Below are 23,305 nucleotides of genomic sequence, written 5' to 3' on the forward strand. Positions count from 1 at the left end.
GCAAGATTCAAGGCGTTCCGGTTCGCATCATGTGGCGGGCGCGGTAGGTTCGGGTTAACCCGTGCATGCCGCGCCCGTCAGTCCGATCCGGGCCGCTTGCGGTAATTATTGTTTCACCCCTACAGTTCTACGTTGTTGCAACCCTCCTCGGCGCGATCGGAACCTCATATGCCCACAGCCTACAAACGCGTACTCCTCAAACTCTCCGGCGAAGCCCTCATGGGCGACGATGCATTCGGCATCAATCGCGCAACAATCGAAAGGATGGTGGCGGACGTCGCTGAAGTGGTGCGGATGGGCACGCAACTGGCCGTCGTGATCGGCGGCGGCAACATCTTTCGCGGCGTCGCGGGCGGCGCGGCCGGCATGGACCGTGCGACGGCCGACTACATGGGCATGCTCGCCACGATGATGAACGCACTCGCGCTGCAGGACGCCATGCGCCACGCGGGCATCGAGGCGCGCGTGCAGTCGGCGCTGCGCATGGATCAGGTGGTCGAGCCGTATATCCGCCCGCGCGCCATTCGCCAGCTCGAAGAAGGCAAGGTCGTGATTTTCGCGGCCGGCACGGGCAATCCGTTCTTCACCACGGATACGGCCGCCGCGCTGCGCGGCTCGGAAGTCGGCGCCGAAGTGGTGTTGAAGGCGACGAAGGTCGATGGCGTATACTCCGCCGACCCGAAGAAGGACCCGAGCGCGACGCGCTACAGCACGATCAGCTTCGACGAGGCGATCGGCCGCAATCTGCAGGTGATGGACGCCACGGCTTTCGCCCTGTGCCGCGACCAGAAACTGCCGATCCGCGTGTTTTCGATCACCAAGGCCGGCGCGCTCAAGCGCATCGTGCAAGGCGACGACGAAGGGACGCTCGTCCACGTGTAAACTCTCGCGTAATCGGGCGCCGCGCGCACCCCGGCGTGAACCGCGCCGGGCGAGGGCGAAGCGGGCGCCCGCATCGCCAGTAAACCCAGGTTTTGGAGGTTCAAATGAGTGTGGCTGACATCAAAAAGGGCGTCGATCAGAAGATGCAGCGATCGATCGAAGCATTCAAGGCCGATCTCGCCAAGATCCGCACGGGCCGCGCGCACACCGGCCTGCTGGATCACATCCAGGTTGATTACTACGGCTCGAACGTGCCCATCTCGCAAGTGGCGAACATGACGCTCGTCGACGCCCGCACGATCGGCGTGCAGCCGTGGGAAAAGAAGATGGTCGCCGTCGTCGAAAAGGCGATCCGCGAATCGGATCTCGGCCTGAATCCGGCCACGCAAGGCGATCTGATCCGCGTGCCGATGCCCGCGCTCACCGAAGAGCGCCGCCGCGAACTCACGAAGGTCGTGAAGAGCGAAGGCGAAACGGCGAAGATCGCGGTGCGCAACCTGCGCCGCGACGCCAACGAGCAGCTGAAGAAGCTCGTCAAAGACAAGGAAATCTCGGAAGACGACGAGCGCCGCGCAAGCGACGACGTTCAGAAGCTCACCGACAAATTCGTGGCGGAAATCGACAAGCTCGTTCAGACGAAAGAAGCCGAAATCATGACGGTGTGAGGCCCTAACCGGTCCTGCCAGCCTCGGGTGACGAAAAACCCAGGCTGGCTTTTCATTTCCCGTCGATTACAAGATTCAGCGGCCATGACCTATACCAGCTCTACCGTTCGCGTGCCCGATGTCGCGGCTGTCCCGCGCCACGTCGCGATCATCATGGACGGCAACGGCCGTTGGGCGACCGAGCGGCGCCTGCCGCGTGTCGCCGGTCATACGCGCGGCGTCGATGCGGTTCGCGCGACCGTCGAAAGCTGCGCCAAGCGCGGCGTCGAATTCGTCACGCTGTTCGCGTTCAGTTCCGAAAACTGGCGTCGTCCGACGGAAGAAGTGTCGTTCCTCATGCGCCTGTTCGTGACCGCGCTGGAACGCGAAATCGGCAAGCTGCACGCCAACGGCATTCGCCTGCGCGTCGTCGGCGACATTGCGATGTTCGATGATCGCATCCGCGCGCTGATTCAGCGCGCCGAAACCAAGACCGCGCGCAACACGCGCCTCACGCTGACCATCGCGGCCAATTACGGCGGGCGCTGGGACATCATGCAGGCGACGAAGAAGCTCATCGCGCAATCGCTCGAACAGGGCACGCCCGCCCGCGTGGACGACGAGTCCTTCGCCGAGCATCTCGCCATGGCTTACGCGCCGGAGCCGGATCTCTTCATCCGCACGGGTGGCGAGCAGCGCATCAGCAATTTCCTGCTGTGGCAGCTCGCGTACACCGAGTTCTATTTCACCGACACTTACTGGCCCGATTTCGACGCCGATGCCCTCGACCGCGCGATCGCGTCATACGGCGGCCGTGAGCGCCGCTTCGGGCGCACCAGCGCGCAACTCGCGTCCCAATCGCAGAAGGCCGACACCCTTTCATGCTAAAGACCCGTGTCATCACGGCAATCGTGCTGCTGGCGGTTCTGGTGCCGGTCACGCTGTTCGCGCCGATCGGCGCATTCGGCGCGCTGATCGGTTTCGTCGTCGTGTTCGCCGCGTGGGAGTGGGGACGCCTGCTGAAGCTCAACGGAGCGGGGCCCGTGGCGTACGCGCTGGTCGCGGGGCTCGCACTCATTTTCAGCACTTACCTCGGCGTCGCGCCGAAGGCGCTCTTCCAGATGGCGGCGATTTTCTGGGTGCTCGCGGGACCGTACGCGCTGTTGCGCAAGCCGGTTCTCGCAGGCGGCGCGTGGCGCGCGTTCCTGCTTTTCGCCGGAATTATTGTCTTCGTCGGGTGCTGGCATGCGGTCGTCGCAGCGCGCACCGTCGGCGTCGCGTTCGTGCTATCGCTTCTCCTAGTCGTCTGGCTGGCTGACATAGGCGCATACTTCGCCGGAAAAGCATTGGGCCGCCACAAGCTCGCGCCGTCCATCAGCCCGGGCAAGACGTGGGAAGGCGCCATCGGCGGCTGGGCGGCCGTCATGGTGATCGGCTCGCTGGCGGCGGCCACCGGCGTCTATGCGCCGACCGTGTTCTCCGCTTTCGTCGGACATCTCGGCTGGGCGCGCGCGCTCGTCGCGCTCACCGTGCTGGTGGCGTTCAGCGTGGTCGGCGATTTGTTCGAATCGCTCCTGAAACGCCAGGCCGGCGTCAAGGACTCAAGCGGTCTGCTGCCGGGCCACGGCGGCGTGCTCGACCGCATCGATGCATTGTTGCCGGTATTGCCGATCGCATTGCTCATGCTCGGATAGATCGGCCAGAGAAGATTTCATGCAAAAACGTCTTACATTGCTCGGCTCCACGGGCTCGATCGGCGACAGCACGCTCGACGTCGTGGAGCGGCACCCGGACCGGTTCTCGGTCTACGCGCTCACCGCTCACCGTAACGGCGACAAACTGGTCGCGCAGTGCCTGCGTTTCCAGCCCGAAGTGGCGGTCGTGGGCGATGCCGAAACCGCCGCGCGCGTCGCCGCGGCGTTGCGCGCCGCCGGCAGCAAGACCGAAGTGACGTACGGCCCGGACGCGCTCGTCGACGTGGCGCGCGCCGCCCAGTGCGATACCGTGGTCGCGGCGATCGTCGGCGCGGCGGGCCTCGCGCCGACGCTGGCGGCCGCGCGCGCCGGCAAGCGCATTCTGCTGGCGAACAAGGAAGCGCTGGTCATGTCCGGCCAGATCTTCATGGACGCCGTGCGCGACAACGGCGCCGTGCTCTTGCCGGTCGACAGCGAGCACAACGCCGTGTTCCAGTGCCTGCCGCCTTGCGCGGACAGCGAGGCGCGCCTGCACGGCGGCGTGTCGAAGATTATTCTCACGGCGTCCGGCGGTCCGTTTCGCACGCGCGAGCCTTCGACGCTCGTGGACGTCACGCCCGACGAAGCCTGCAAGCATCCGAACTGGGCGATGGGCCGAAAGATCTCCGTCGATTCCGCGACGATGATGAACAAGGGCCTCGAAGTCATCGAAGCGCACTGGCTCTTCGATCTTCCGGGCTCGCGCATCGAAGTGCTGATTCACCCGCAAAGCGTGATTCACTCGATGGTGTCGTACGCCGACGGCTCCGTGCTCGCGCAACTCGGCAATCCGGACATGCGCACGCCGATCGCGCATGCGCTCGCGTTCCCGGATCGCGTCGAGTCGGGTGTCGCGCCGCTGGATCTCGCGCAGATCGCGTCGCTGACTTTCGAGAAGCCCGACTTCGCGCGCTTTCCGTGTCTCGCGCTCGCCATCGACGCGCTCGAAGCCGGCGGCATCGCGAGCGCGGCGTTGAACGCGGCGAACGAGATCGCGGTCGAAGCGTTTCTCGCGCGGCGCATCGGCTTCATGTCGATCGGCGGCGTGGTCGAGCGGGTGCTGAGCGCCTTGCCGAACACGAGCGCCGCATCGCTCGACGACGTGCTCGCCGCCGATGCCAGCGCGCGCCGTCTCGCGTCCCGTTTCGTCGCAGAGCTCACTGTGAGCGCGCCAGGCGCGGAACCCATCGCCCATTGAGGCCGTCATGAACTTCCTGACCGAAATCGTCGCCTTCGTCGTCGCGATTGGCGTGCTCGTCGTCGTCCACGAATTCGGTCACTACAGCGTCGCGCGACTATGCGGCGTCAAGGTGTTGCGGTTCTCGGTCGGCTTTGGCAAGCCGCTCGTGCGCTGGGTCAGCAAGAAGACCGGCGTCGAGTGGACGATCGCGGCGCTGCCGCTCGGCGGCTACGTGAAGATGCTCGACGAGCGCGAGACGGAAGACAGCATCCCGTCCGAGGACCTGCCGCGCGCATTCAACCGGCAGCCGGTCATCAAGCGCATCGCGATCGTCGCCGCCGGGCCGGTGGCGAACTTTCTGCTGGCAATTGCGCTTTTCTCCGCCGTGTTCGCGGGCGGCGTGACCGAACCGCAGGCAATCGTGTCGACGCCCGCACCCGCGACGGCCGCCGCACGCGCGGGCTTCGAGGGCGGCGAGAAGATCGTGTCGATGCGCGACGCGCAAGGTGGCCAAACGGAGCCGATCCGCTCGTGGTCCGACCTGCGCTGGAAGCTGCTCGACGCGTCGTTCGATCACCGGCGCGTCGTGCTGATGGCGAAGACGCACGACGGCACGTTCGACTTTCCGGTGAACGTCGCGGGCATCACGGACGCGGATGCCGAACAGGACTTCATGGACAAGCTCGGCTTCACGCCGGGCGGCGGCACGCTGACGGTCGCGGGCGTGGAGCCGGGCAGCGCGGCGCAGAAGAGCGGTCTCGTCGCCGGCGACCGGCTGCGCGCGATCGACGGCCGTCCCGTCGACAACGCGACGAGCTTCATCGACTACGTGAAGGCGCACGGCGGCAAGCCCGTGACGCTTCAGATCGAGCGCGGCGCGGGCAGCGATGCCAAGCGCGCCTCCGTCCAGATCGTGCCCGACGTGAAGCGCGATGCGGCGACGGGCAAGGACATCGGTCGCATCGGCGCGGCGCTCGCGAACCAGTTGCCGACCGTCGACGTGCGTTACGGTCCGCTCGAAAGCCTGCGGCTCGGCGTCAATCGGACCTGGGACATCAGCGTGTATTCGCTGCGCATGTTCGGCCGCATGATCGTCGGGCAGGCGTCGCTGAAAAACCTGTCCGGTCCGGTCACCATCGCGGATTACGCGGGCAAGAGCGCGCGGCTCGGTTTGACCGCGTTCGTGTCTTTCCTGGCGCTCGTCAGCATCAGCCTGGGTGTGTTGAACTTGTTACCGATTCCGGTTCTGGACGGTGGGCATCTGTTATATTATTTGGTTGAAGCCGTTACCGGCAAAGCCGTGTCCGATCGCTGGCAGCTGGTTCTGCAGCGGGCGGGGCTGGTCTGCATCGTCGCTCTGTCGATGATCGCGCTCTTCAACGACCTGACTCGCCTGATCCGTTTCTGATCCACTTTGATAATGTCTGGCGGCGCTCGAGAAGCGACCGCCGGAACGAATGCAGCTTTAAATACTGGGGAAGCACGTTGTTCAAACCTCATCGCTTTGTTCCTAAGTCGGCTGTGGCCGCGGCGCTCGCCGCAACGGGCATGGCGGCACACGCCACCACGCCGTTCGTCGTGCAGGATATCCGGATCGAAGGTCTTCAACGCATCGAGCCGGGCTCCGTATTCGCTTATCTGCCGATCAAGCAAGGCGACACATTCACCGACGACAAGGCCTCCGAAGCGATCCGCGCGCTGTATGCAACCGGCTTCTTCAACGACGTACAAATCGCAACCGAAGGCAATGTGGTGGTCGTGCAGGTGCAGGAGCGGCCGGCCATTTCGAACATCGAATTCAGCGGTCTGCACGAGTTCGACAAGGACACCATCACCAAGGCGCTGCGCTCGGTCGGTCTGTCGCAGGGCCGCTCTTACGACAAGTCGCTGCTCGACAAGGCCGAGCAGGAACTGAAGCGCCAATACCTGACGCGCGGCTACTACGCGGCCGAAGTCACCACCACGGTGACGCCGGTGGACCGCAACCGCGTGTCGATCCTCTTCTCGGTGGCCGAAGGTCCGAGCGCGAAGATCCGCCAGATCAACTTCGTCGGCAACAAGGCAGTCAGCAGCGGCACGTTGCTGAGCGAAATGCAGCTGTCCACGCCGAACTGGTTCTCGTGGTACACGAAGAGCGACCTGTACGCGAAGGAAAAGCTGACGGGCGACCTCGAGAACGTGCGTTCGTACTACCTGAACCACGGCTACCTCGAATTCAGCATCGACTCCACGCAGGTGTCGATCTCGCCCGACAAGAAGGACATGTACCTGACCATCGCGGTGCATGAGGGCGAGCCGTACAAGATCGCGAGCGTCAAGCTCGCCGGCAATCTGCTCGACCGCGAAGCGGAGCTGAACAAGCTCATCACCGTCAAGCCGGGCCAGCTGTTCTCGGCTGAGAAACTGCAGGCGACGACCAAGGCGATCGTCGACAAGCTCGGCCAGTACGGCTACGCGTTCGCGCAGGTCAATGCGCAGCCGGAAATCGATCAGGCGCATCACACGGTCGCGCTCACGCTGCAAGTGGATCCGAGCCGCCGCGTCTATGTGCGCCGGGTGAATATCGTCGGCAACACGCGCACGCGCGACGAAGTGGTGCGCCGCGAAATGCGCCAGCTCGAAAGCTCGTGGTTCGATTCGAGCCGTCTCGCGCTGTCGAAGGACCGCGTGAATCGTCTCGGCTACTTCACCGACGTGGACGTCACCACGACGCCGGTGGAAGGCACGAACGACCAGGTGGATGTCGACGTCAAGGTGGCCGAAAAGCCGACCGGCGCGATCACGCTGGGCGCGGGCTTCTCGTCGACGGACAAGGTGGTGCTGTCGGCGGGCGTGTCGCAGGACAACGTGTTCGGTTCGGGCACGAGCCTTTCCGTCAACGTGAACACGGCCAAGACGTATCGCACGCTCACGGTCACGCAGGTCGATCCGTACTTCACCATCGACGGCATCAAGCGCATCACCGACGCGTACTACCGCACGTATCAGCCGCTGTACTACTCGACGGATTCGAGCTTCAAGATCGTGACGATGGGCGCGGACACGAAGTTCGGCATTCCGTTCTCGGAGCAGGACACGGTGTTCTTCGGCGTCGGCGCCGAGCAGAACACGATGGACGTGGACTCGTCCACGCCGCAGTCGTACAAGAACTACGTCGCCGAGTTCGGCCGCGTGGTCAACAACTTCCCGCTCACGGTCGGCTGGTCGCGCGACAATCGCGACAGCGCGCTCGTGCCGAGCCGCGGCTACTACATCCAGTCGAACGCGGAATACGGCACGCCGCTCGGCAACACCACGTACGCGAAGTTCGACGCGCAGTTCCAGTACTACTACTCGTTCGCTCGCGGCTTCGTGCTCGGCTTCAACCTGCAAGGCGGTTACGGCAAGGGTCTCGACGGTCAGACGTTCCCGATCTTCAAGAACTACTACGCGGGCGGTATCGGTTCGGTGCGCGGCTACTCGCCGAGCTCGCTGGGTCCGCGCGACGCCACCACGAACGATCCGATCGGCGGCTCGCGCATGGCGGTCGGCAATATCGAACTGACGTTCCCGCTGCCGGGCACCGGCTACGACCGCACGCTGCGCGTGTTCACGTTCCTCGACGCCGGTAACGTCTGGGGCGATCCGGGTCAGGGCGGCACGACGAGCGGCGCGAACGGCCTGCGTTACGGCTACGGCGTGGGTCTCGCGTGGATTTCGCCGATCGGCCCGCTCAAGCTGAGCCTCGGCTTCCCGCTGCAGAAACACACGGGCGACCAATATCAGAAGTTCCAGTTCCAGATCGGTACGGCCTTCTAAGAGACAGCCCGACGTGAACGAACGGACACTTCCTTCAAATCGACGTGACGTGAGGAACACTTTGCGAACCGGTATGCTTTCGAAACATGCGGCGCTGGCGCTGGCTGTGTCTCTGGTCTTCGGCCTCGGCGCCGTCGCGAAAGCGGACGCTCAGGAAGCGCGCATCGCAGCGGTCAATTCGGACCGCATCCTGCGCGAATCGTCGGCGGCGAAGGCCGCTCAGTCGAAGCTGGAGCAGGAATTCTCCAAGCGCGACAAGGCGCTGCAGGACATGGCGCAGCGGCTCAAGTCGATGTCGGACAATATCGACAAGAACGGCGCCTCGATGTCCGCCACCGACCGCGCCGCGCGTCAACGTGATCTCGCGCAACTCGACGCGGACTTCCAGCGCAAGCAGCGCGAATTCCGCGAAGACCTGAACCAGCGCCGCAACGAGGAACTGGCGGCGGTGCTGGATCGCGCGAACAAGGTCATCAAGCAGATTGCCGAGCAGCAGCACTACGACCTGATCGTGCAGGAAGCGGTGTACGTGAGCCCGCGCATCGACATCACGGATCAGGTGCTGAAGGCGCTGGCGGCGACGAGCCAGAACGGCGGCGCGAGCCCGAACTGACGAGGAGTTTTCATAGGCATGGCATCAGGCATGGCGATCACGCTCGACGAACTGGTCAGGCGCTTTGGCGGCGAGGTGGTCGGCCAGGGCGCGCATCGCGTCGAGGGCCTGGCGCCGCTCGACAAGGCGGGGCCTGCGCAACTCGCGTTTCTCGCGAACCAGAAGTATTTGCCGCAAGTCGAGACGACGCGCGCCGGCGCCGTACTGATTTCCCGCGCGGATCTCGACAAACTGCCCGCGCCGCGCGAAGGCAGTAATTTCATCGTCACGCCGAATCCCTACGCTTACTTCGCCCGCGTCGCGCAGGCGTTTATCGACCTGGCGTCGCCGAGGTCGGTGCCGGGCGTGCATCCGAGCGCGTGGATCGACCCGGCCGCGAAAGTGGCCGCGAGCGCGGTCATCGGCCCGCACGTCACGGTGGAAGCGGGCGCGGTCGTTGGCGAGCGCGTGCGGCTGGACGCCGGCGTGTCCGTCGGTCAGGGCGTCACCCTGGCCGACGACGTGCATCTGTATCCCAATGTCACCGTCTATCATGGCTGCAAGCTCGGCGCGCGCGTGATCGTGCATGCGGGCGCGGTGATCGGCGCGGACGGCTTCGGCTTCGCGCCGGATTTCGTCGGCGAGGGCGAGGCGCGTACGGGGAGCTGGGTGAAGATTCCGCAGGTCGGCGCGGTCGATATCGGCGACGACGTGGAGATCGGCGCGAACACGACCATCGACCGCGGCGCCATGGCCGATACGGTCATCGAAGAATGCGTGAAGATCGACAATCTCGTGCAGATCGGCCATAACTGCCGCATCGGCGCATACACGGTGATCGCGGGCTGCGCGGGCATCGCGGGCAGCACGAACATCGGGCGGCATTGCATGATCGGCGGCGCGGTGGGCATCGCGGGCCACGTGACGCTGGCGGATCATGTGATCGTCACCGCGCAGTCGGGCGTCTCGAAGTCGCTCACGCGGCCCGGCATGTACACGAGCGCATTTCCGGCCGTGAACCACGCCGACTGGAACAAGAGCGCCGCGCTCGTGCGCAATCTGGACAAGCTGCGCGATCGCATCAAGGCGCTGGAATCGGCACTGAGCCAGCAGAAGGCCGGCGAGCAGGGCGACGAAGCATAACCGCAAGGCTGCCGGATGAGCGCGCAGGCGAGCACCGGCAACGCAGTAAGATTCACCAAGCGGGCGCACGACGCCCGCAGTCAATTTCCGCGCAGGAGATGCGCGCGAGCAGAACCACCATGAGCACAGAAAAAATCAACCTCGACATCCATAAGATCCTCACGCTGCTGCCGCATCGGTATCCGATCCTGCTCGTGGACCGCGTGCTCGAACTGGAGCCGCACAAGAGCATCAAGGCGCTGAAGAACGTGTCGATCAACGAGCCGTATTTCCAGGGACATTTCCCGACGCGGCCCGTGATGCCCGGCGTACTCATTCTCGAGGCGCTCGCGCAAACCGCGGCGTTGCTCACGTTCGCCGAAGAGCCGCACGACCCGACGACCACGCTCTATTACTTCGTCGGCATCGACGGCGCGCGCTTCAAGCGCGTGGTGGAACCGGGCGATCAGCTGATTCTCAACGTCAACTTCGAGCGGTACATGCGGGGCATCTGGAAGTTCAAGGCGCGCGCCGAAGTGGACGGCGTGACGGCCGCCGAGGCGGAACTCATGTGCACCGTGAAGAACACGGACGCCGGCGCTTAAGCGCAGCAGACAACGGCAGAAACACAGCATACAGAGGCGAGGCGCATGACCATCATTCACCCCACCGCGATCATCGAGCCAGGCGCGCAACTGGACGATTCGGTCGAAGTCGGACCATACGCGGTCGTCGGCGCGCATGTCGTCATCGGCGCGGGCACGACAATCGGCTCGCACAGCGTGATCGAAGGTCACACGACCATCGGACGCGAGAACCGCATCGGGCATTTCGCGTCCATCGGCGGGCGGCCGCAGGACATGAAGTACCGCGACGAGCCGACGCGTCTCGTCATCGGCGACCGCAACACCATTCGCGAATTCACCACGCTGCATACCGGCACCGTGCAGGACCGCGGCGTGACGTCGATCGGCGACGATTGCTGGATCATGGCGTACGTGCACGTCGGTCATGACTGCACGCTCGGCAACCACGTCATCATGTCGAGCAATGCGCAACTGGCCGGGCACGTGACGGTGGGCGATCACGCGATCGTCGGCGGCATGTCGGGCGTGCATCAGTTCGTGCGCATCGGCGCGCATTCGATGCTCGGCGGCGCGTCCGCGCTCGTGCAGGACGTGCCCCCGTTCGTCATCGCGGCGGGCAACAAGGCGGAACCGCACGGCATCAACGTCGAGGGGCTGCGTCGTCGCGGCTTCACGCCGGACGCCATTTCGGCGCTGCGCCAGGCGTACCGCATCGTCTACAAGAGCGGTCTGTCGCTCGAAGAAGCCAAGGCGCAACTGAAGGAACTGGGCGCGGCAGGCGGCGACGGCGACGCGCCGGTCAAGGCGTTCACCGATTTCATCGCGGCGTCGCAGCGCGGCATCATCCGCTGATCGCGCCATCCGATGACGCTTATCACCACTGCGCCGCGTATCGCGATGGTCGCGGGCGAGCCGTCCGGCGATCTGCTTGCGGCCTCGCTGCTCAAAGGCTTGCAGGAGCGGCTGCCGGCCGGAACGCGCTATAGCGGCATCGGCGGCCCGCGCATGACCGCGGCCGGCTTCGAAGCGCACTGGCCGATGGACAAGCTGACCGTGCGCGGCTACGTCGAGGCGCTGCGGCATATCCCCGAGATTCTCGGCATTCGCAACGAGCTGAAGCGGCAGTTGCTGGCGGATCCACCGTCGGTGTTCATCGGCGTGGATGCGCCGGACTTCAACTTCGGGCTCGAACAGCCGCTGCGCGAAGCCGGCATTCCGACCGTGCATTTCGTGTGTCCGTCGATCTGGGCATGGCGCGGCGGGCGCATCAAGAAGATCGTGAAAGCCGTGGATCACATGCTCTGCGTGTTTCCGTTCGAAACGGCGCTGCTGGCGAAATCGGGCGTTGCGGCAAGCTATGTCGGCCATCCGCTCGCCGACGAAATTCCGCTCGAACCGGATACTGCCGCCGCGCGGCGCGAACTCGGCATCGCGGAAGGCGGACCGGTCATCGCAGTGCTGCCGGGCAGCCGCCGTTCGGAAATTGCGCTGATCGGCCCGACGTTTTTCGACGCCATGGAGCTGATGCAGCTTCGCGAGCCGGGCGTGCGCTTCCTGATGCCGGCGGCGAATCCGGCGCTGCGCGAGCTGCTGCAACCGTTGGTGGAGGCGCATCCGCATCTGTCGCTGACGATTACGGACGGCCGCGCGCAGACCGCGATGACCGCCGCCGACGCCATCCTCGTGAAAAGCGGCACGGTCACGCTCGAAGCGGCGCTCCTGAAGAAGCCGATGGTCATCTCGTACAAGGTGCCCTGGCTCACGGGTCAGATCATGAAGCGGCAGGGCTACCTGCCGTACGTGGGCTTGCCGAACATTCTCGCGGGCCGTTTCGTCGTGCCGGAGATCCTTCAGCATTTCGCGACGCCCGAAGCCCTCGCCGAGGCCACGCTGAAACAGTTGAACGACGACGCGAACCGCCGTACCCTGACCGAGATTTTCACCGAGATGCACATCGCGCTGCGCCAGAACACGTCGCAGCGGGCGGCCGAAGCCGTGGCGCGAGTGCTCGACACGCGGAGGCCGCAATGAAGGCTGCGAACCGGTCGGCGCAACGCGGACTCGACTTCAGCTCGCCGTTCGACATCGTCTGCGGTGTCGACGAAGCGGGGCGCGGCCCGCTCGCGGGGCCGGTCGTGGCCGCCGCCGTGATCTTCGATCCGGCGAAGCCGCGCATCAACGGGCTGGACGATTCGAAAGCCTTGTCCGCCAAGAAGCGGGAGGACCTCTACGAGAAGATCGTCGATCGCGCGCTCGCGTATTGCATCGCGTCGGCGAGCGTCGAGGAGATCGACACCATCAACATCCTTCACGCGTCGATGCTCGCAATGAAGCGGGCGGTCGAAGGCTTGTCGGTTGCGCCGACGCTCGTGAAAGTGGACGGCAATCGCTGCCCGGTGCTGTCGATACGCGCGGAAGCCGTGATCGGCGGCGATGCGCTCGTCAAGCAAATCTCGGCGGCGTCGATTCTCGCGAAGGTCACGCGCGACCGTGTGCTGTGCGAACTGCACGAGGCGCATCCGATGTACGGTTTCAACGTGCACGCGGGCTACGGCACGCCGCAGCATCTTGCCGCGCTGCGCGAACACGGGCCTTGCGAGCATCACCGGCGTTCGTTCGCGCCGGTGCGCGAGGCGCATCTTCGCTTCGGCTCGGTGCTGCCCGATATCGCGCCCGAGGTCATTCAGGCAACCGCCGCGCTGAATGCCGATCCCGAAGCGCATCCGTTCTGAGCGGCCTTGCCGTTCCATTCCAACGTGAAATCCGTCACTTCGCGGGACAACCCGCTCTACAAGCGCCTGAAGGCGCTCGCCGGCTCGACGGCGCAGCAGCGGCGCAGCGGTCACGCGCTGCTCGAAGGTCTGCATCTCGCCGCTGCTTATCTGGACACTGCGGGCCAGCCGGAAACGTGTGTCGTCACCGAAGGCGCGTTGGCGCATGCGGAAGCCCGCGAGATCGTGGCGCGCATCGAAGAGAAGCGCGTGATCGTATTGCCGGATGCGCTTTTCGGACAGCTATCGAGCGTCGTGCACGGCGTCGGGATGTTGCTGCTCGTCGAAAAGATCGAAACGGCGTTGCCCGAACGCGTCGGCGAGACGTGCGTGATCCTCGACGGCATTCAAGACGCGGGCAATGTCGGCTCGATTCTGCGCAGCGCGGCGGCGGCGGGCGTCGGCCGCGTCTTCTGCGCGCCGGGCACCGCGTACGCGTGGTCGTCGAAGGTGCTGCGCTCGGGTATGGGCGCGCATTTTCTGCTGGAAATCTTCGAGGACGTCGATCCGGCCGGACTCATCGCGCGGCTCGACGTGCCGGTGACGATCACGGATTCGCACGGCGCCGTCGCCATCTACGATTGCGATCTGTCGTCGCCCGTCGCGTGGGTGTTCGGCAACGAGGGCGCGGGCGTGTCGCAGGTTTGGCGCGATGCCGTGACGCATCGCGTGACCATTCCGCAGCCGGGCGGCATGGAATCGCTGAACGTGGCGGCTGCGGCGGCCATCTGTCTCTTCGAACAGTGCCGCCAGCAGCGCTGAATCAATAATAGGAAGGCCGCTCCGGCTTGATCTCTTGAAGGATCGTCGTGGCGATTTCCTCGATCGACTTATGCGTCGAGGACAGCCACTTGATGCCTTCGCGCTTCATCATGCTCTCGGCTTCGTTGATCTCGTAGCGGCAATTTTCGAGCGCGGCGTACTTGCTGCCGGGGCGCCGCTCGTTGCGAATTTCCGCGAGCCGCTGCGGGTCGATAGACAGGCCGAACATCTTGTCGCGATGTTCCAGAAGCGGCGTCGGCAGCTTGCCTCGTTCGAAGTCTTCCGGAATCAGCGGATAGTTTGCAGCCTTCACGCCGTATTGCATCGCGAGGTAGAGGCTCGTCGGCGTCTTGCCGCTGCGCGACACGCCCACCAGAATCACGTCCGCTTCGGTCAGATTGCGGTTGGACTGGCCGTCGTCGTGCGCGAGCGAGAAGTTGATCGCCTCGATGCGGTTCTTGTATTCCTCGGTGTCGGCGTTTTGGTGTACGCGGCCCATCGCGTGCGTCGACTTGATTTCCAGTTCGTGTTCGAGCGGCTCGATGAACGTCTGGAACATGTCGAGCACGAGCGCGTTGCAGCGCTTGACGATCTCGTTCGATGCGCTGTCCACGAGCGTCGTGAACACGATCGGACGGCGTCCGTCGAGCGACACGGCTTCGTTGATCTTCTCGACGGTGGCATGCGCCTTGTCGATGGAATCGACGAACGGCACGCGCACGAGCCGGAATTTCTGGTCGAACTGGGCGAGGATCGAATGGGCGAACGTTTCGGCGGTGATCCCGGTACCGTCGGAAACGATGAATACGGAAGGCGGCATCAGCGGTGAACCAGTGGGAACGAGTTGAAAACAGCACGCTCGAACCGGAGCGTGCGCGGTCAGGCGGCCTCGCCTGAGCGTGTGTTACATTGAGCGGCCCAAACGTGTGCGCAGGCGCACCAAGAGGCGTGAAAGACCTCGATTTTGCCGTGGATTTACTGTCCGTGCCCGGACAAATGCGAGAATCGGCACGGTAGAATAGCGGCAACCTGTTCGATAAGCAATTGCGTCGAGATTGAGCCTGATCTTCCTCAATTGACGGGTAGTTCGTGCGTTTTCACCGCATGACTGCGCGATTTTCGGCAAACCGGAGTGCGGTTCCTCACCGCCGCGAAGGCTTATCAAACAGGTTGTACGAGATGCGCCGGCGCTTCCAATGAGCGCCGCCGCATGCGAGCCCACTCGTGCGATCGTGAATTCCATCCACCTTAGGGGCTTGTATGACCAACGCAGTCAATGTTGCGAACGATGTCGCAAAGGATCAAGCGTATGTAGTTCCATTCGAGCAGTTGCGAATGACCGACGTGGAAATCGTCGGTGGCAAGAATGCGTCGCTCGGCGAAATGATCAGCCAGCTTTCCGAAGCCGGCGTCAGCGTGCCGACGGGCTTCGCCACGACCGCGCTCGCATTCCGCGACTTCCTCCATCACAACGAACTGACGGAGCGCATCGCCAAACGTCTCGAGACGCTTGACGTCGACGACGTGAAGGCGCTTGCCGAGGCCGGCAAGGAAATCCGTCAGTGGATCGTCGACGCGCCGCTGCAGCCGCGTCTCGAAGACGAAATCCGCCGTCAATTCGAAGTCCTGCAAAAGAGCTCGCCCGAAGAGCTGTCGTTCGCCGTGCGCTCGTCCGCCACGGCCGAAGACCTGCCCGACGCATCGTTCGCGGGGCAGCAGGAAAGCTATCTGAACGTGGTCGGCATCGAAGACGTGCTCGATCGCATGAAGCACGTGTTCGCGTCGCTGTACAACGACCGCGCCATCTCGTATCGCGTCCACAAGGGCTTCACGCACGCGGAAGTCGCGCTGTCGGCCGGCGTGCAGCGCATGGTGCGCTCGGACGTCGGCGCCGCGGGCGTCATGTTCACCATCGACACCGAGTCCGGCTTCAAGGACACGGTCTTCATCACGTCGAGCTACGGCCTCGGCGAAACCGTGGTGCAGGGCGCGGTGAACCCGGACGAATTCCACGTCTTCAAGACCACGCTCGCGCAGAGCAAATATCCGATCATCCGTCGTTCCATCGGCTCGAAGCTCATCAAGATGGAGTTCACGCAGCCGGGCGAACCGGGCCGCGTCAAGACCGTCGACGTGCCGCACGAGCAGCGCAACCGCTTCTCGATCTCCGACGAAGACGTGATCGAGCTCGCGAAGTACGCGGTCATCATCGAGAAGCACTATCAGCGTCCGATGGACATCGAGTGGGGCAAGGACGGCCGCGACGGCAAGCTGTTCATCCTTCAGGCGCGTCCTGAAACGGTGAAGAGCCAGGCGGCGGGCAAGGCCGAGATGCGCTTCAAGCTGAAGGGCCAGTCGAACGTGCTCGCCACGGGCCGCGCGATCGGCCAGAAGATCGGCGCGGGTCCCGTGCGCGTGATCTACGATCCGTCGGAAATGGAACGCGTGCAGCCGGGCGACGTGCTCGTCGCCGACATGACCGATCCGAACTGGGAGCCGGTGATGAAGCGTGCATCGGCCATCGTCACGAATCGCGGCGGGCGCACCTGCCACGCGGCGATCATCGCGCGTGAGCTGGGCGTGCCGGCGGTGGTCGGCTGCGGCGACGCGACCGACGTGCTGAAGGACGGCGCGCTCGTCACCGTGTCGTGCGCGGAAGGCGACGAAGGCAAGATCTACGACGGCCTGCTCGAAACCGAAGTGACCGAAGTGCAGCGCGGCGAACTGCCGAAGATCCCGGTCAAGATCATGATGAACGTCGGCAATCCGCAACTCGCGTTCGACTTCGCGCAGTTGCCGAACGCGGGCGTCGGCCTCGCGCGGCTCGAGTTCATCATCAACAACAACATCGGCGTGCACCCGAAGGCGATTCTGGAGTACCCGAACGTCGACGCCGATCTCAAGAAAGCGGTCGAAAGCGTCGCGCGTGGTCATGCGTCGCCGCGCGCGTTCTATGTCGACAAGCTGACCGAAGGCATCGCCACGATCGCGGCGGCGTTCTATCCGAAGCCCGTCATCGTGCGCCTGTCGGACTTCAAGTCGAACGAGTACAAGAAGCTGATCGGCGGTTCGCGCTACGAGCCGGACGAAGAGAACCCGATGCTCGGTTTCCGCGGCGCGTCGCGCTACATCGCGGAAGACTTCGCCGAGGCGTTCCACATGGAATGCATCGCGCTGAAGAAGGTGCGCGAGGAGATGGGTCTGGACAACGTCGAGATCATGGTGCCGTTCGTGCGCACGCTGAAGCAGGCGGAGCGCGTGGTCGGGCTGCTCGAGAAGTTCGGGCTGAAGCGCGGCGTGAACGGTCTCAAGCTCGTGATGATGTGCGAAGTGCCGAGCAATGCGATTCTCGCCGAGCAGTTCCTCGAATACTTCGACGGTTTCTCGATCGGCTCGAACGACCTGACGCAGTTGACGCTCGGTCTCGACCGTGACTCCGGCATGGAACTGCTCGCGGCCGACTTCGACGAGCGCGACGAAGCCGTGCAGTTCATGCTCAAGCGCGCCATCGAGACGTGCCTGAGACTGAACAAGTACGTGGGCATTTGCGGCCAGGGGCCGTCGGATCATCCGGATCTCGCCGAGTGGCTGGCGAAGCAGGGCATCGAGTCGATGTCGCTGAACCCGGACACGATCATCGACACGTGGCAGCAACTCGCGACCACATTGTCAAAATAAGTCGGTCACGCCTTTCCGGATGCTTTCGGGAAGGCGCTGCGTGCTATAAAAAACACCCCGGACCTTCCGGGGTGTTTTTGTTTGGAGACTGGCATGGCGACCCATGAACTCATCTGGTGGATTGCAGCCGGCGCGCTGATCGTCACCGAGCTTTTCACCGGCACGTTCTATCTGTTGATGATCGCGCTCGGGATGATCGCGGGCGGCATCGCGTTCGCCGTCGGGCTTGCGCTGCACGTGCAACTGGGCGTCGCGGCGCTCGTCGCGTTGATCGCTGTCGCAGCGCTGCGCCGGTCGCGCTTCGGAAGCTGGAAGCGGCGCGACGCCTCGCGCGATGCCGCCGTGAACCTGGACATCGGCGCGACGCTGGAAGTGGCCGAATGGCACGACCGCCGCGCCCGCGCGATGTACCGCGGCGCGGAGTGGGACGTCGAGCTGGCGCCGGGCGAATCGGAAAGCGCGCGCTGGTATCGCATCACCGCGCTCGACGGAAGCCGGCTCGTCGTCGCCGCCAAACGCTAGAGCACGCACACTCGCCGCATAAGAACTGAAGGAGTCACACATGACTATCGCCGTCGTCCTGCTCGTCATCGCAATCGTGATCGTGGTGAACACGGTCAAGATCGTTCCGCAACAGCACGCGTGGGTGCTGGAACGCCTCGGCCGCTATCACGCCACGCTCACGCCGGGGCTGAACATCGTGTTGCCGTTCGTCGATCGCATCGCGTACAAGCACGTGCTGAAGGAAATTCCGCTCGACGTGCCGAGCCAGGTCTGCATCACGCGCGACAACACGCAGCTTCAGGTGGACGGCGTGCTGTACTTTCAGGTCACCGACCCGATGAAGGCGTCGTATGGTTCGAGCAATTTCGTGCTCGCCATCACGCAGCTTTCGCAGACCACGCTGCGTTCGGTCATCGGCAAGCTGGAACTCGACAAGACCTTCGAGGAGCGCGAGTACATCAATCACAGCATCGTGAATGCGCTCGACGAAGCTGCGTCCAACTGGGGCGTGAAGGTGCTGCGCTACGAGATCAAGGACCTGACGCCGCCGAAGGAGATTCTCCACGCGATGCAGGCGCAGATCACCGCCGAGCGCGAGAAGCGCGCGCTGATCGCGGCGTCGGAAGGGCGCAAGCAGGAGCAGATCAATCTGGCGTCGGGCGCGCGCGAAGCGGCCATCCAGAAGTCCGAGGGCGAACGTCAGGCAGCGATCAATCAGGCGCAGGGCGAGGCGTCGGCGATTCTCGCGGTGGCGGAGGCGAACGCGCAGGCCATCGAGAAGATCGGCGCCGCCATTCAGTCGGCGGGCGGCATGGACGCCGTGAACCTCAAGGTCGCCGAGCAGTATGTCGGCGCGTTCGCCAACATTGCGAAGACCGGCAACACGCTGATCGTGCCGGGCAACATGTCCGACATGAGTTCGATGATCGCGTCGGCGCTCGCCATCGTGAAGGGCGAGGGCGGCGGCGTCATCCGAAAGAGTTGATGCAAGAAGGGGCGCTTCGAAGCGCCCCTTGTTGTATGCAACGACGAAGATCAGCGTGCGGCGGTGCGCATCAAGCGGGCGCGCTCGCGTTCCCAGTCGCGCTTCTTCTCGGTCTCGCGCTTGTCGTGCAGCTTCTTGCCCTTCGCCAGACCGATTTCGCACTTCACGCGGCCTTCCTTGTAGTGGAAGTTGAGCGGCACGAGCGTATGGCCGCGCTGCTCCACCTTGCCGATGAGTTTGTCGATCTGCTCGCGATGCAAGAGCAGCTTGCGCGTGCGCACCGGGTCCAGGTTGGCGAACTTCGACGCCTCGGGCAGCGGACTGATGTGCGTGCCGATCAGGAACAGTTCGCCGTTCTTGATCACGACATAGCCTTCCTTGATCTGCCCGCGGCCTTCGCGCAGCGCCTTGACTTCCCAGCCTTCGAGCACGAGACCGGCCTCGTAGCGTTCTTCGATGAAGTAATCGAAGAAGGCTTTTCTGTTGTCAATGATGCTCATGAATGGAAAGTGCCCAACTCGTTTAAAATCACGATTTTAGCAGCGCGCCGCTTGACGCACGATGGGCAGACGTAGCTCATCGCTTAAAGCCGCGCGCGCCGCCACCCGATCCAGTCACCCGCTGCGCCCTTATGGCCGACGTCCAGAAAACCGTATTGATCCGCCATTCAGCGGAAGAAATGTTCGACCTCGTCACCGATGTCGCCGACTACCCCAACTTCCTGCCGTGGTGCGGCGGCGTCGAGATCGGCCGCCAGGACGAGACCGGCATGGAAGCGAAGATCGACATCAACTTCAAGGGCATCAAGCAGCACTTCGCGACGCGCAACGTGCAGAAGCGTCCGACGAACATCGATATGGAGTTCCTGAGTGGCCCTTTCAAGAAGTTCACGGGCTACTGGCGCTTCACGCCGCTGCGCGCCGACGCGTGCAAGATCGAGTTCGCGCTGCACTATGAGTTCTCGAACCTGATTCTCGAGAAGATCATCGGGCCGGTGTTCAGCCATATCGCGAACACGTTCGTCGATTCGTTCGTGAAGCGCGCGGATCAACGGTACGGCAAAAAATGAATCTGCATATCGATGTCTGCTACGGCCTGCCGGACGGCAAGAGCTTCCTCACGCGGGTCGATCTGCGCGATGGCGCGACCGTGCGCGAAGCCATCGAGGCAAGCGGCGTGCTGAGAGCGCATCCCGACATCGATCTGACGACGCAGAAGGTCGGCGTGTTCGGCAAGCTGCAAACGCTCGATGCGGCGCTCGCCGATTTCGACCGCGTCGAGATTTATCGGCCGCTGAAGGTCGATCCGAAGACCGCGCGTCAGCGCCGCGTGGACAAGGCGCGCAAGGCGGGGTCCATCGAAGGGCGCAAATGGCAGTCGAAGGATTCGCGCTGACCTAGGACAGCATCAATGCGCGGGCGCTTCCTTCGATGCCGCCGCCGGCTCGACGGTATGTTGCCGCACCGACCAGCTCACGCCCGCCAGCAGCAGCACGATAGCCAGCATCTCCGGCGCGCGCGGCCAGCGGGCGTCGTAGACGAAAGCATAGAGCAGGGCGAAGAGCGTTTCGAACGCGATCATCTGCCCGGAAAGCGTGAGCGGCAGGCGTTTCGCCGCCGCGTTCCACAGCATGTTGCCGAGCCAGGAACCGCCCGTCGCCAGCGCGAAGCACACGATCCAGAACAGATGCCAGCGCGCGGCCGGCACGCTCGCCTGCGCGACGCCGGCGGGCAACATCCAGACAACCGTCCCGAGGACCGCGCCGAGCACGCCTGTCACGATGCCCCACAGCACGGACCACTCGTTGCCGTCGAAGTGGCGGTTCGCCTGCAGATAGCGCGCGTTGACGACCGCATACCACGTCCACGACGCCAGCGCGCCGACTGCGCACGCGAGCCCGGCTAGGCGCGTGAGCACGCTGCTCGCACTCGCGTCGCCGTGATGCGTGAAGACGTCGCTGAACACGTCCAGATTGATGCACGCGATGCCCGCGAGCACCAGCAAGAGCGGCGCGGCGAGGCGCTTGAGCTCCACCGCGCCGTGATCGCGCCGGCCTGCCAGCGTCACCGTCACCGGCAGAATGCCGACGATCAGCGAGGACGGCGCCACGCCCACGAGTTGCACCGCGCTCGCGAGCAGCATGTAGTAGAGCAGATTGCCGACGAGCGCGAGCTTCACGAGCGCAATAACATCGGCGCGCGTGAGCTTTGCGGCGAGCCGTCGCGCGAACGGCAGGGCGGCGGCCAGCGACACGGCGCCATACATCACGTAGCGCCCGATGCTCAGCATGAGCGGCGAAAAGTCCGGCAACAGGCGCGGCGCGAGAAAAATAAAACCCCAGATGGCTCCCGCCAGCATTCCATAAACGACACCGCGCTGCATTGACCGACTCCGACTTGCACTCGAATGACGCGAAAGCGTAGCGCGGCGCACCGCCCGCGTCTTGTTCAAACGTGCACCGCATGGCGCGCCGCCGCCGGCCCGCATTTTGCGTCGATCGGCCGTAACCTGCTGTTCGGGCAGTGAAAATGCGGGGAACTATCGGTATAATCTGCTTTTGCGCCCATAGGATTTGCCATGCGTCTGATCCAGAAAGCACTCACGTTCGATGACGTGCTCCTCGTGCCTGCGTTCTCCAGCGTTCTTCCGCGCGATACCAGCCTGAAATCCCAGCTGACTCGCAACATCTCCCTGAATATGCCCCTCGTGTCCGCCGCCATGGACACGGTCACCGAAGGCCGGCTCGCCATCGCCATGGCGCAGATGGGCGGCATCGGCATCGTTCACAAGAATCTCACCGCGAAGGAACAGGCGCGCGAAGTCGCGAAGGTCAAGCGCTTCGAGTCCGGCGTCGTGCGCGACCCGATCACCGTGCCGCCGCAAATGCGCGTGCGCGACGTGATCGCGCTCACGCAGCAGCATGGCATTTCGGGCTTCCCGGTGGTGGAAGGCACGCAACTCATCGGCATCGTCACCAACCGCGACCTGCGTTTCGAAGAGCGGCTCGACGAACCGGTGCGCAACATCATGACGCCGCGCGAGCGTCTCGTGACGGTCAAGGAAGGCACGTCGCTCGCCGAAGCGAAGGCGCTGATGCACAGCCATCGCCTGGAACGCGTGCTGGTGGTCAACGACGCGTTCGAACTGCGCGGGCTGATGACCGTGAAGGACATCACGAAGCAGACCGAGAACCCGGACGCCTGCAAGGACGAAGACGGCAAGCTGCGCGTCGGCGCGGCGGTCGGCGTGGGCCCGGACAACGAAGAGCGTGTCGATCTGCTGGCGCAGGCGGGCGTGGACGTGATCGTCGTCGACACGGCGCACGGACATAGCCAGGGCGTGCTGGAGCGCGTGCGCTGGGTCAAGCAGAACTATCCGCGCGTGCAGGTGATCGGCGGCAACATTGCGACGGCGGCAGCAGCCAAGGCGCTCGTCGAGTACGGCGCGGACGCCGTGAAGGTCGGCATCGGCCCGGGCTCCATCTGCACGACGCGTATCGTCGCGGGCGTCGGCGTGCCGCAGATCACGGCTATCGCGAACGTGTCCGAGGCGCTGCGCGGCAGCGGCGTGCCGGTCATCGCGGACGGCGGCGTGCGTTTCTCGGGCGATGTCGCGAAGGCGCTCGCGGCAGGCGCGAACGTCGTGATGATGGGCAGCATGCTGGCCGGCACCGAAGAGTCGCCGGGCGACGTGTTCCTGTTCCAGGGCCGTCAGTACAAGGCGTACCGCGGCATGGGCTCGGTCGGCGCGATGAAAGACGGCGCGGCGGATCGCTACTTCCAGGACAACTCGGCGAACATCGACAAGCTCGTGCCGGAAGGCATCGAAGGCCGCGTGGCCTACAAGGGCTCGGTCAACGCCATCCTGTTCCAGGTCGTCGGCGGCGTGCGCGCGAGCATGGGCTATTGCGGCTGCCGCACCATCGCGGAACTGCACGACAAGGCGGAATTCGTGCAGATCACGGCGGCGGGCATGCGCGAATCCCATGTGCATGACGTGCAGATCACCAAGGAAGCCCCGAACTATCACGTTGACTGACCGGCTTGCTCCCGCCGTCTCCCGGCTTT

General features: G+C 64.3%; 23 protein-coding genes. 20 read left to right on the forward strand and 3 right to left on the reverse strand.

Translation table 11 applies throughout. The features are described 5' to 3' along the window. Positions 1-168 precede the first annotated feature (168 nt). The 14 genes from pyrH to JYK05_RS05505 all read left to right on the forward strand — a co-directional run bounded on the left by pyrH (position 169) and on the right by JYK05_RS05505 (position 14,071). Complete coding sequence (gene pyrH / locus JYK05_RS05440; protein WP_159835987.1) at positions 169-882, forward strand: UMP kinase; 714 nt, start codon at positions 169-171, stop codon at positions 880-882. 104 nt (positions 883-986) lie between these two features. Beyond that, the gene (gene frr, locus JYK05_RS05445; RefSeq protein ID WP_159835988.1) at positions 987-1,547 is read left to right on the forward strand and encodes a ribosome recycling factor; all 561 of its coding nucleotides are present in this window, start codon (positions 987-989) and stop codon (positions 1,545-1,547) included. Between the two features lie 84 nt (positions 1,548-1,631). Then, a complete protein-coding gene (gene uppS, locus JYK05_RS05450; protein ID WP_159835989.1) occupies positions 1,632-2,414 on the forward strand; it encodes a polyprenyl diphosphate synthase in 783 nt (260 codons plus the stop codon). After that, positions 2,408-3,220, forward strand: a complete 813-nt coding sequence (locus JYK05_RS05455; protein ID WP_206468033.1) for a phosphatidate cytidylyltransferase — start codon at positions 2,408-2,410, stop codon at positions 3,218-3,220. Before uppS ends, JYK05_RS05455 begins: the two co-directional genes overlap by 7 nt. A gap of 19 nt (positions 3,221-3,239) precedes the next feature. Continuing rightward, positions 3,240-4,457 carry a 1-deoxy-D-xylulose-5-phosphate reductoisomerase gene (locus JYK05_RS05460; RefSeq protein ID WP_206468034.1) on the forward strand — a complete coding sequence of 406 codons (1,218 nt, stop codon included), beginning with the start codon at positions 3,240-3,242 and terminating at the stop codon, positions 4,455-4,457. A 7-nt stretch (positions 4,458-4,464) separates the two neighbouring features. Further along, positions 4,465-5,847 (forward strand): RIP metalloprotease RseP, encoded by a 1,383-nt coding sequence (rseP, locus tag JYK05_RS05465; RefSeq protein ID WP_206468035.1) that lies wholly within the window; start codon positions 4,465-4,467, stop codon positions 5,845-5,847. Between the two features lie 77 nt (positions 5,848-5,924). Beyond that, a complete protein-coding gene (bamA, locus tag JYK05_RS05470) occupies positions 5,925-8,237 on the forward strand; it encodes an outer membrane protein assembly factor BamA (protein ID WP_175940138.1) in 2,313 nt (770 codons plus the stop codon). A gap of 73 nt (positions 8,238-8,310) precedes the next feature. After that, positions 8,311-8,850: an OmpH family outer membrane protein gene (locus JYK05_RS05475; protein WP_206468036.1), complete on the forward strand. Its 540-nt coding sequence runs from the start codon at positions 8,311-8,313 to the stop codon at positions 8,848-8,850. Between the two features lie 30 nt (positions 8,851-8,880). Then, a complete protein-coding gene (lpxD, locus tag JYK05_RS05480) occupies positions 8,881-9,972 on the forward strand; it encodes a UDP-3-O-(3-hydroxymyristoyl)glucosamine N-acyltransferase (protein WP_206468223.1) in 1,092 nt (363 codons plus the stop codon). Between the two features lie 119 nt (positions 9,973-10,091). Beyond that, entirely contained in the window at positions 10,092-10,556 is a 465-nt protein-coding gene (gene fabZ, locus JYK05_RS05485; RefSeq protein ID WP_175940140.1) for a 3-hydroxyacyl-ACP dehydratase FabZ, read from the forward strand. A 45-nt stretch (positions 10,557-10,601) separates the two neighbouring features. Continuing rightward, positions 10,602-11,390 carry an acyl-ACP--UDP-N-acetylglucosamine O-acyltransferase gene (gene lpxA / locus JYK05_RS05490; RefSeq protein ID WP_206468037.1) on the forward strand — a complete coding sequence of 263 codons (789 nt, stop codon included), beginning with the start codon at positions 10,602-10,604 and terminating at the stop codon, positions 11,388-11,390. A gap of 12 nt (positions 11,391-11,402) precedes the next feature. Beyond that, a complete protein-coding gene (lpxB, locus tag JYK05_RS05495) occupies positions 11,403-12,569 on the forward strand; it encodes a lipid-A-disaccharide synthase (protein ID WP_175940142.1) in 1,167 nt (388 codons plus the stop codon). Next, positions 12,566-13,270, forward strand: a complete 705-nt coding sequence (gene rnhB, locus JYK05_RS05500) for a ribonuclease HII (protein ID WP_175940143.1) — start codon at positions 12,566-12,568, stop codon at positions 13,268-13,270. Before lpxB ends, rnhB begins: the two co-directional genes overlap by 4 nt. A 24-nt stretch (positions 13,271-13,294) precedes the next feature. Further along, positions 13,295-14,071: an RNA methyltransferase gene (locus JYK05_RS05505; RefSeq protein WP_175940144.1), complete on the forward strand. Its 777-nt coding sequence runs from the start codon at positions 13,295-13,297 to the stop codon at positions 14,069-14,071. A gap of 1 nt (position 14,072) precedes the next feature. Here the strand turns inward: JYK05_RS05505 and JYK05_RS05510 are convergent, their stop codons facing one another. Next, positions 14,073-14,891: a pyruvate, water dikinase regulatory protein gene (locus JYK05_RS05510; RefSeq protein WP_175940145.1), complete on the reverse strand. Its 819-nt coding sequence runs from the start codon at positions 14,889-14,891 to the stop codon at positions 14,073-14,075. A 440-nt stretch (positions 14,892-15,331) separates the two neighbouring features. Between JYK05_RS05510 and ppsA the strand changes: the two genes are divergently transcribed. The 3 genes from ppsA (at position 15,332) to JYK05_RS05525 (ending at position 19,238) form a co-directional block, all read left to right on the forward strand. Beyond that, entirely contained in the window at positions 15,332-17,749 is a 2,418-nt protein-coding gene (gene ppsA, locus JYK05_RS05515; protein WP_206468038.1) for a phosphoenolpyruvate synthase, read from the forward strand. Positions 17,750-17,842: 93 nt separating this feature from the next. Next, complete coding sequence (locus JYK05_RS05520) at positions 17,843-18,271, forward strand: NfeD family protein (RefSeq protein ID WP_175940147.1); 429 nt, start codon at positions 17,843-17,845, stop codon at positions 18,269-18,271. 40 nt (positions 18,272-18,311) lie between these two features. After that, positions 18,312-19,238: an SPFH domain-containing protein gene (locus JYK05_RS05525; RefSeq protein WP_206468039.1), complete on the forward strand. Its 927-nt coding sequence runs from the start codon at positions 18,312-18,314 to the stop codon at positions 19,236-19,238. 50 nt (positions 19,239-19,288) lie between these two features. Here the strand turns inward: JYK05_RS05525 and smpB are convergent, their stop codons facing one another. After that, positions 19,289-19,738, reverse strand: coding sequence for an SsrA-binding protein SmpB (smpB, locus tag JYK05_RS05530; RefSeq protein ID WP_175940149.1), 450 nt, complete (start codon positions 19,736-19,738; stop codon positions 19,289-19,291). A gap of 131 nt (positions 19,739-19,869) precedes the next feature. Here smpB and JYK05_RS05535 point away from each other — a divergent pair, with 131 nt between their 5' ends. After that, positions 19,870-20,307 (forward strand): type II toxin-antitoxin system RatA family toxin, encoded by a 438-nt coding sequence (locus tag JYK05_RS05535; RefSeq protein WP_175940150.1) that lies wholly within the window; start codon positions 19,870-19,872, stop codon positions 20,305-20,307. Further along, the gene (locus JYK05_RS05540; protein WP_206468040.1) at positions 20,304-20,633 is read left to right on the forward strand and encodes an RnfH family protein; all 330 of its coding nucleotides are present in this window, start codon (positions 20,304-20,306) and stop codon (positions 20,631-20,633) included. Before JYK05_RS05535 ends, JYK05_RS05540 begins: the two co-directional genes overlap by 4 nt. 12 nt (positions 20,634-20,645) lie before the next feature. Here JYK05_RS05540 and JYK05_RS05545 read toward each other — a convergent pair whose 3' ends face one another. After that, positions 20,646-21,620, reverse strand: a complete 975-nt coding sequence (locus JYK05_RS05545) for a DMT family transporter (protein WP_206468041.1) — start codon at positions 21,618-21,620, stop codon at positions 20,646-20,648. A 195-nt stretch (positions 21,621-21,815) separates the two neighbouring features. On the opposite strand from JYK05_RS05545, the gene guaB reads away from it, so the two are divergent. Beyond that, entirely contained in the window at positions 21,816-23,276 is a 1,461-nt protein-coding gene (guaB, locus tag JYK05_RS05550; RefSeq protein ID WP_175940153.1) for an IMP dehydrogenase, read from the forward strand. Positions 23,277-23,305: the final 29 nt, after the last annotated feature.

Source organism: Caballeronia sp. M1242, assembly GCF_017220215.1.
Classification (GTDB): Bacteria; Pseudomonadota; Gammaproteobacteria; order Burkholderiales; family Burkholderiaceae; genus Caballeronia.

What these genes read in the sequence shown, in the direction of transcription:
- rnhB (WP_175940143.1), top strand. Translation starts at nt 12,566, where the DNA reads ATGAAGGCTGCGAACCGGTCGGCGCAACGCGGACTCGACTTCAGCTCG.
- JYK05_RS05455 (WP_206468033.1), top strand. Translation starts at nt 2,408, where the DNA reads ATGCTAAAGACCCGTGTCATCACGGCAATCGTGCTGCTGGCGGTTCTG.
- lpxB (WP_175940142.1), top strand. Translation starts at nt 11,403, where the DNA reads ATGACGCTTATCACCACTGCGCCGCGTATCGCGATGGTCGCGGGCGAG.
- guaB (WP_175940153.1), top strand. Translation starts at nt 21,816, where the DNA reads ATGCGTCTGATCCAGAAAGCACTCACGTTCGATGACGTGCTCCTCGTG.
- frr (WP_159835988.1), top strand. Translation starts at nt 987, where the DNA reads ATGAGTGTGGCTGACATCAAAAAGGGCGTCGATCAGAAGATGCAGCGA.
- JYK05_RS05510 (WP_175940145.1), bottom strand. Translation starts at nt 14,891, where the DNA reads ATGCCGCCTTCCGTATTCATCGTTTCCGACGGTACCGGGATCACCGCC.
- lpxA (WP_206468037.1), top strand. Translation starts at nt 10,602, where the DNA reads ATGACCATCATTCACCCCACCGCGATCATCGAGCCAGGCGCGCAACTG.
- JYK05_RS05460 (WP_206468034.1), top strand. Translation starts at nt 3,240, where the DNA reads ATGCAAAAACGTCTTACATTGCTCGGCTCCACGGGCTCGATCGGCGAC.
- pyrH (WP_159835987.1), top strand. Translation starts at nt 169, where the DNA reads ATGCCCACAGCCTACAAACGCGTACTCCTCAAACTCTCCGGCGAAGCC.
- JYK05_RS05525 (WP_206468039.1), top strand. Translation starts at nt 18,312, where the DNA reads ATGACTATCGCCGTCGTCCTGCTCGTCATCGCAATCGTGATCGTGGTG.
- JYK05_RS05475 (WP_206468036.1), top strand. Translation starts at nt 8,311, where the DNA reads ATGCTTTCGAAACATGCGGCGCTGGCGCTGGCTGTGTCTCTGGTCTTC.
- uppS (WP_159835989.1), top strand. Translation starts at nt 1,632, where the DNA reads ATGACCTATACCAGCTCTACCGTTCGCGTGCCCGATGTCGCGGCTGTC.
- JYK05_RS05535 (WP_175940150.1), top strand. Translation starts at nt 19,870, where the DNA reads ATGGCCGACGTCCAGAAAACCGTATTGATCCGCCATTCAGCGGAAGAA.
- JYK05_RS05545 (WP_206468041.1), bottom strand. Translation starts at nt 21,620, where the DNA reads ATGCAGCGCGGTGTCGTTTATGGAATGCTGGCGGGAGCCATCTGGGGT.
- smpB (WP_175940149.1), bottom strand. Translation starts at nt 19,738, where the DNA reads ATGAGCATCATTGACAACAGAAAAGCCTTCTTCGATTACTTCATCGAA.
- lpxD (WP_206468223.1), top strand. Translation starts at nt 8,881, where the DNA reads ATGGCGATCACGCTCGACGAACTGGTCAGGCGCTTTGGCGGCGAGGTG.
- JYK05_RS05520 (WP_175940147.1), top strand. Translation starts at nt 17,843, where the DNA reads ATGGCGACCCATGAACTCATCTGGTGGATTGCAGCCGGCGCGCTGATC.
- fabZ (WP_175940140.1), top strand. Translation starts at nt 10,092, where the DNA reads ATGAGCACAGAAAAAATCAACCTCGACATCCATAAGATCCTCACGCTG.
- ppsA (WP_206468038.1), top strand. Translation starts at nt 15,332, where the DNA reads ATGACCAACGCAGTCAATGTTGCGAACGATGTCGCAAAGGATCAAGCG.
- JYK05_RS05540 (WP_206468040.1), top strand. Translation starts at nt 20,304, where the DNA reads ATGAATCTGCATATCGATGTCTGCTACGGCCTGCCGGACGGCAAGAGC.
- rseP (WP_206468035.1), top strand. Translation starts at nt 4,465, where the DNA reads ATGAACTTCCTGACCGAAATCGTCGCCTTCGTCGTCGCGATTGGCGTG.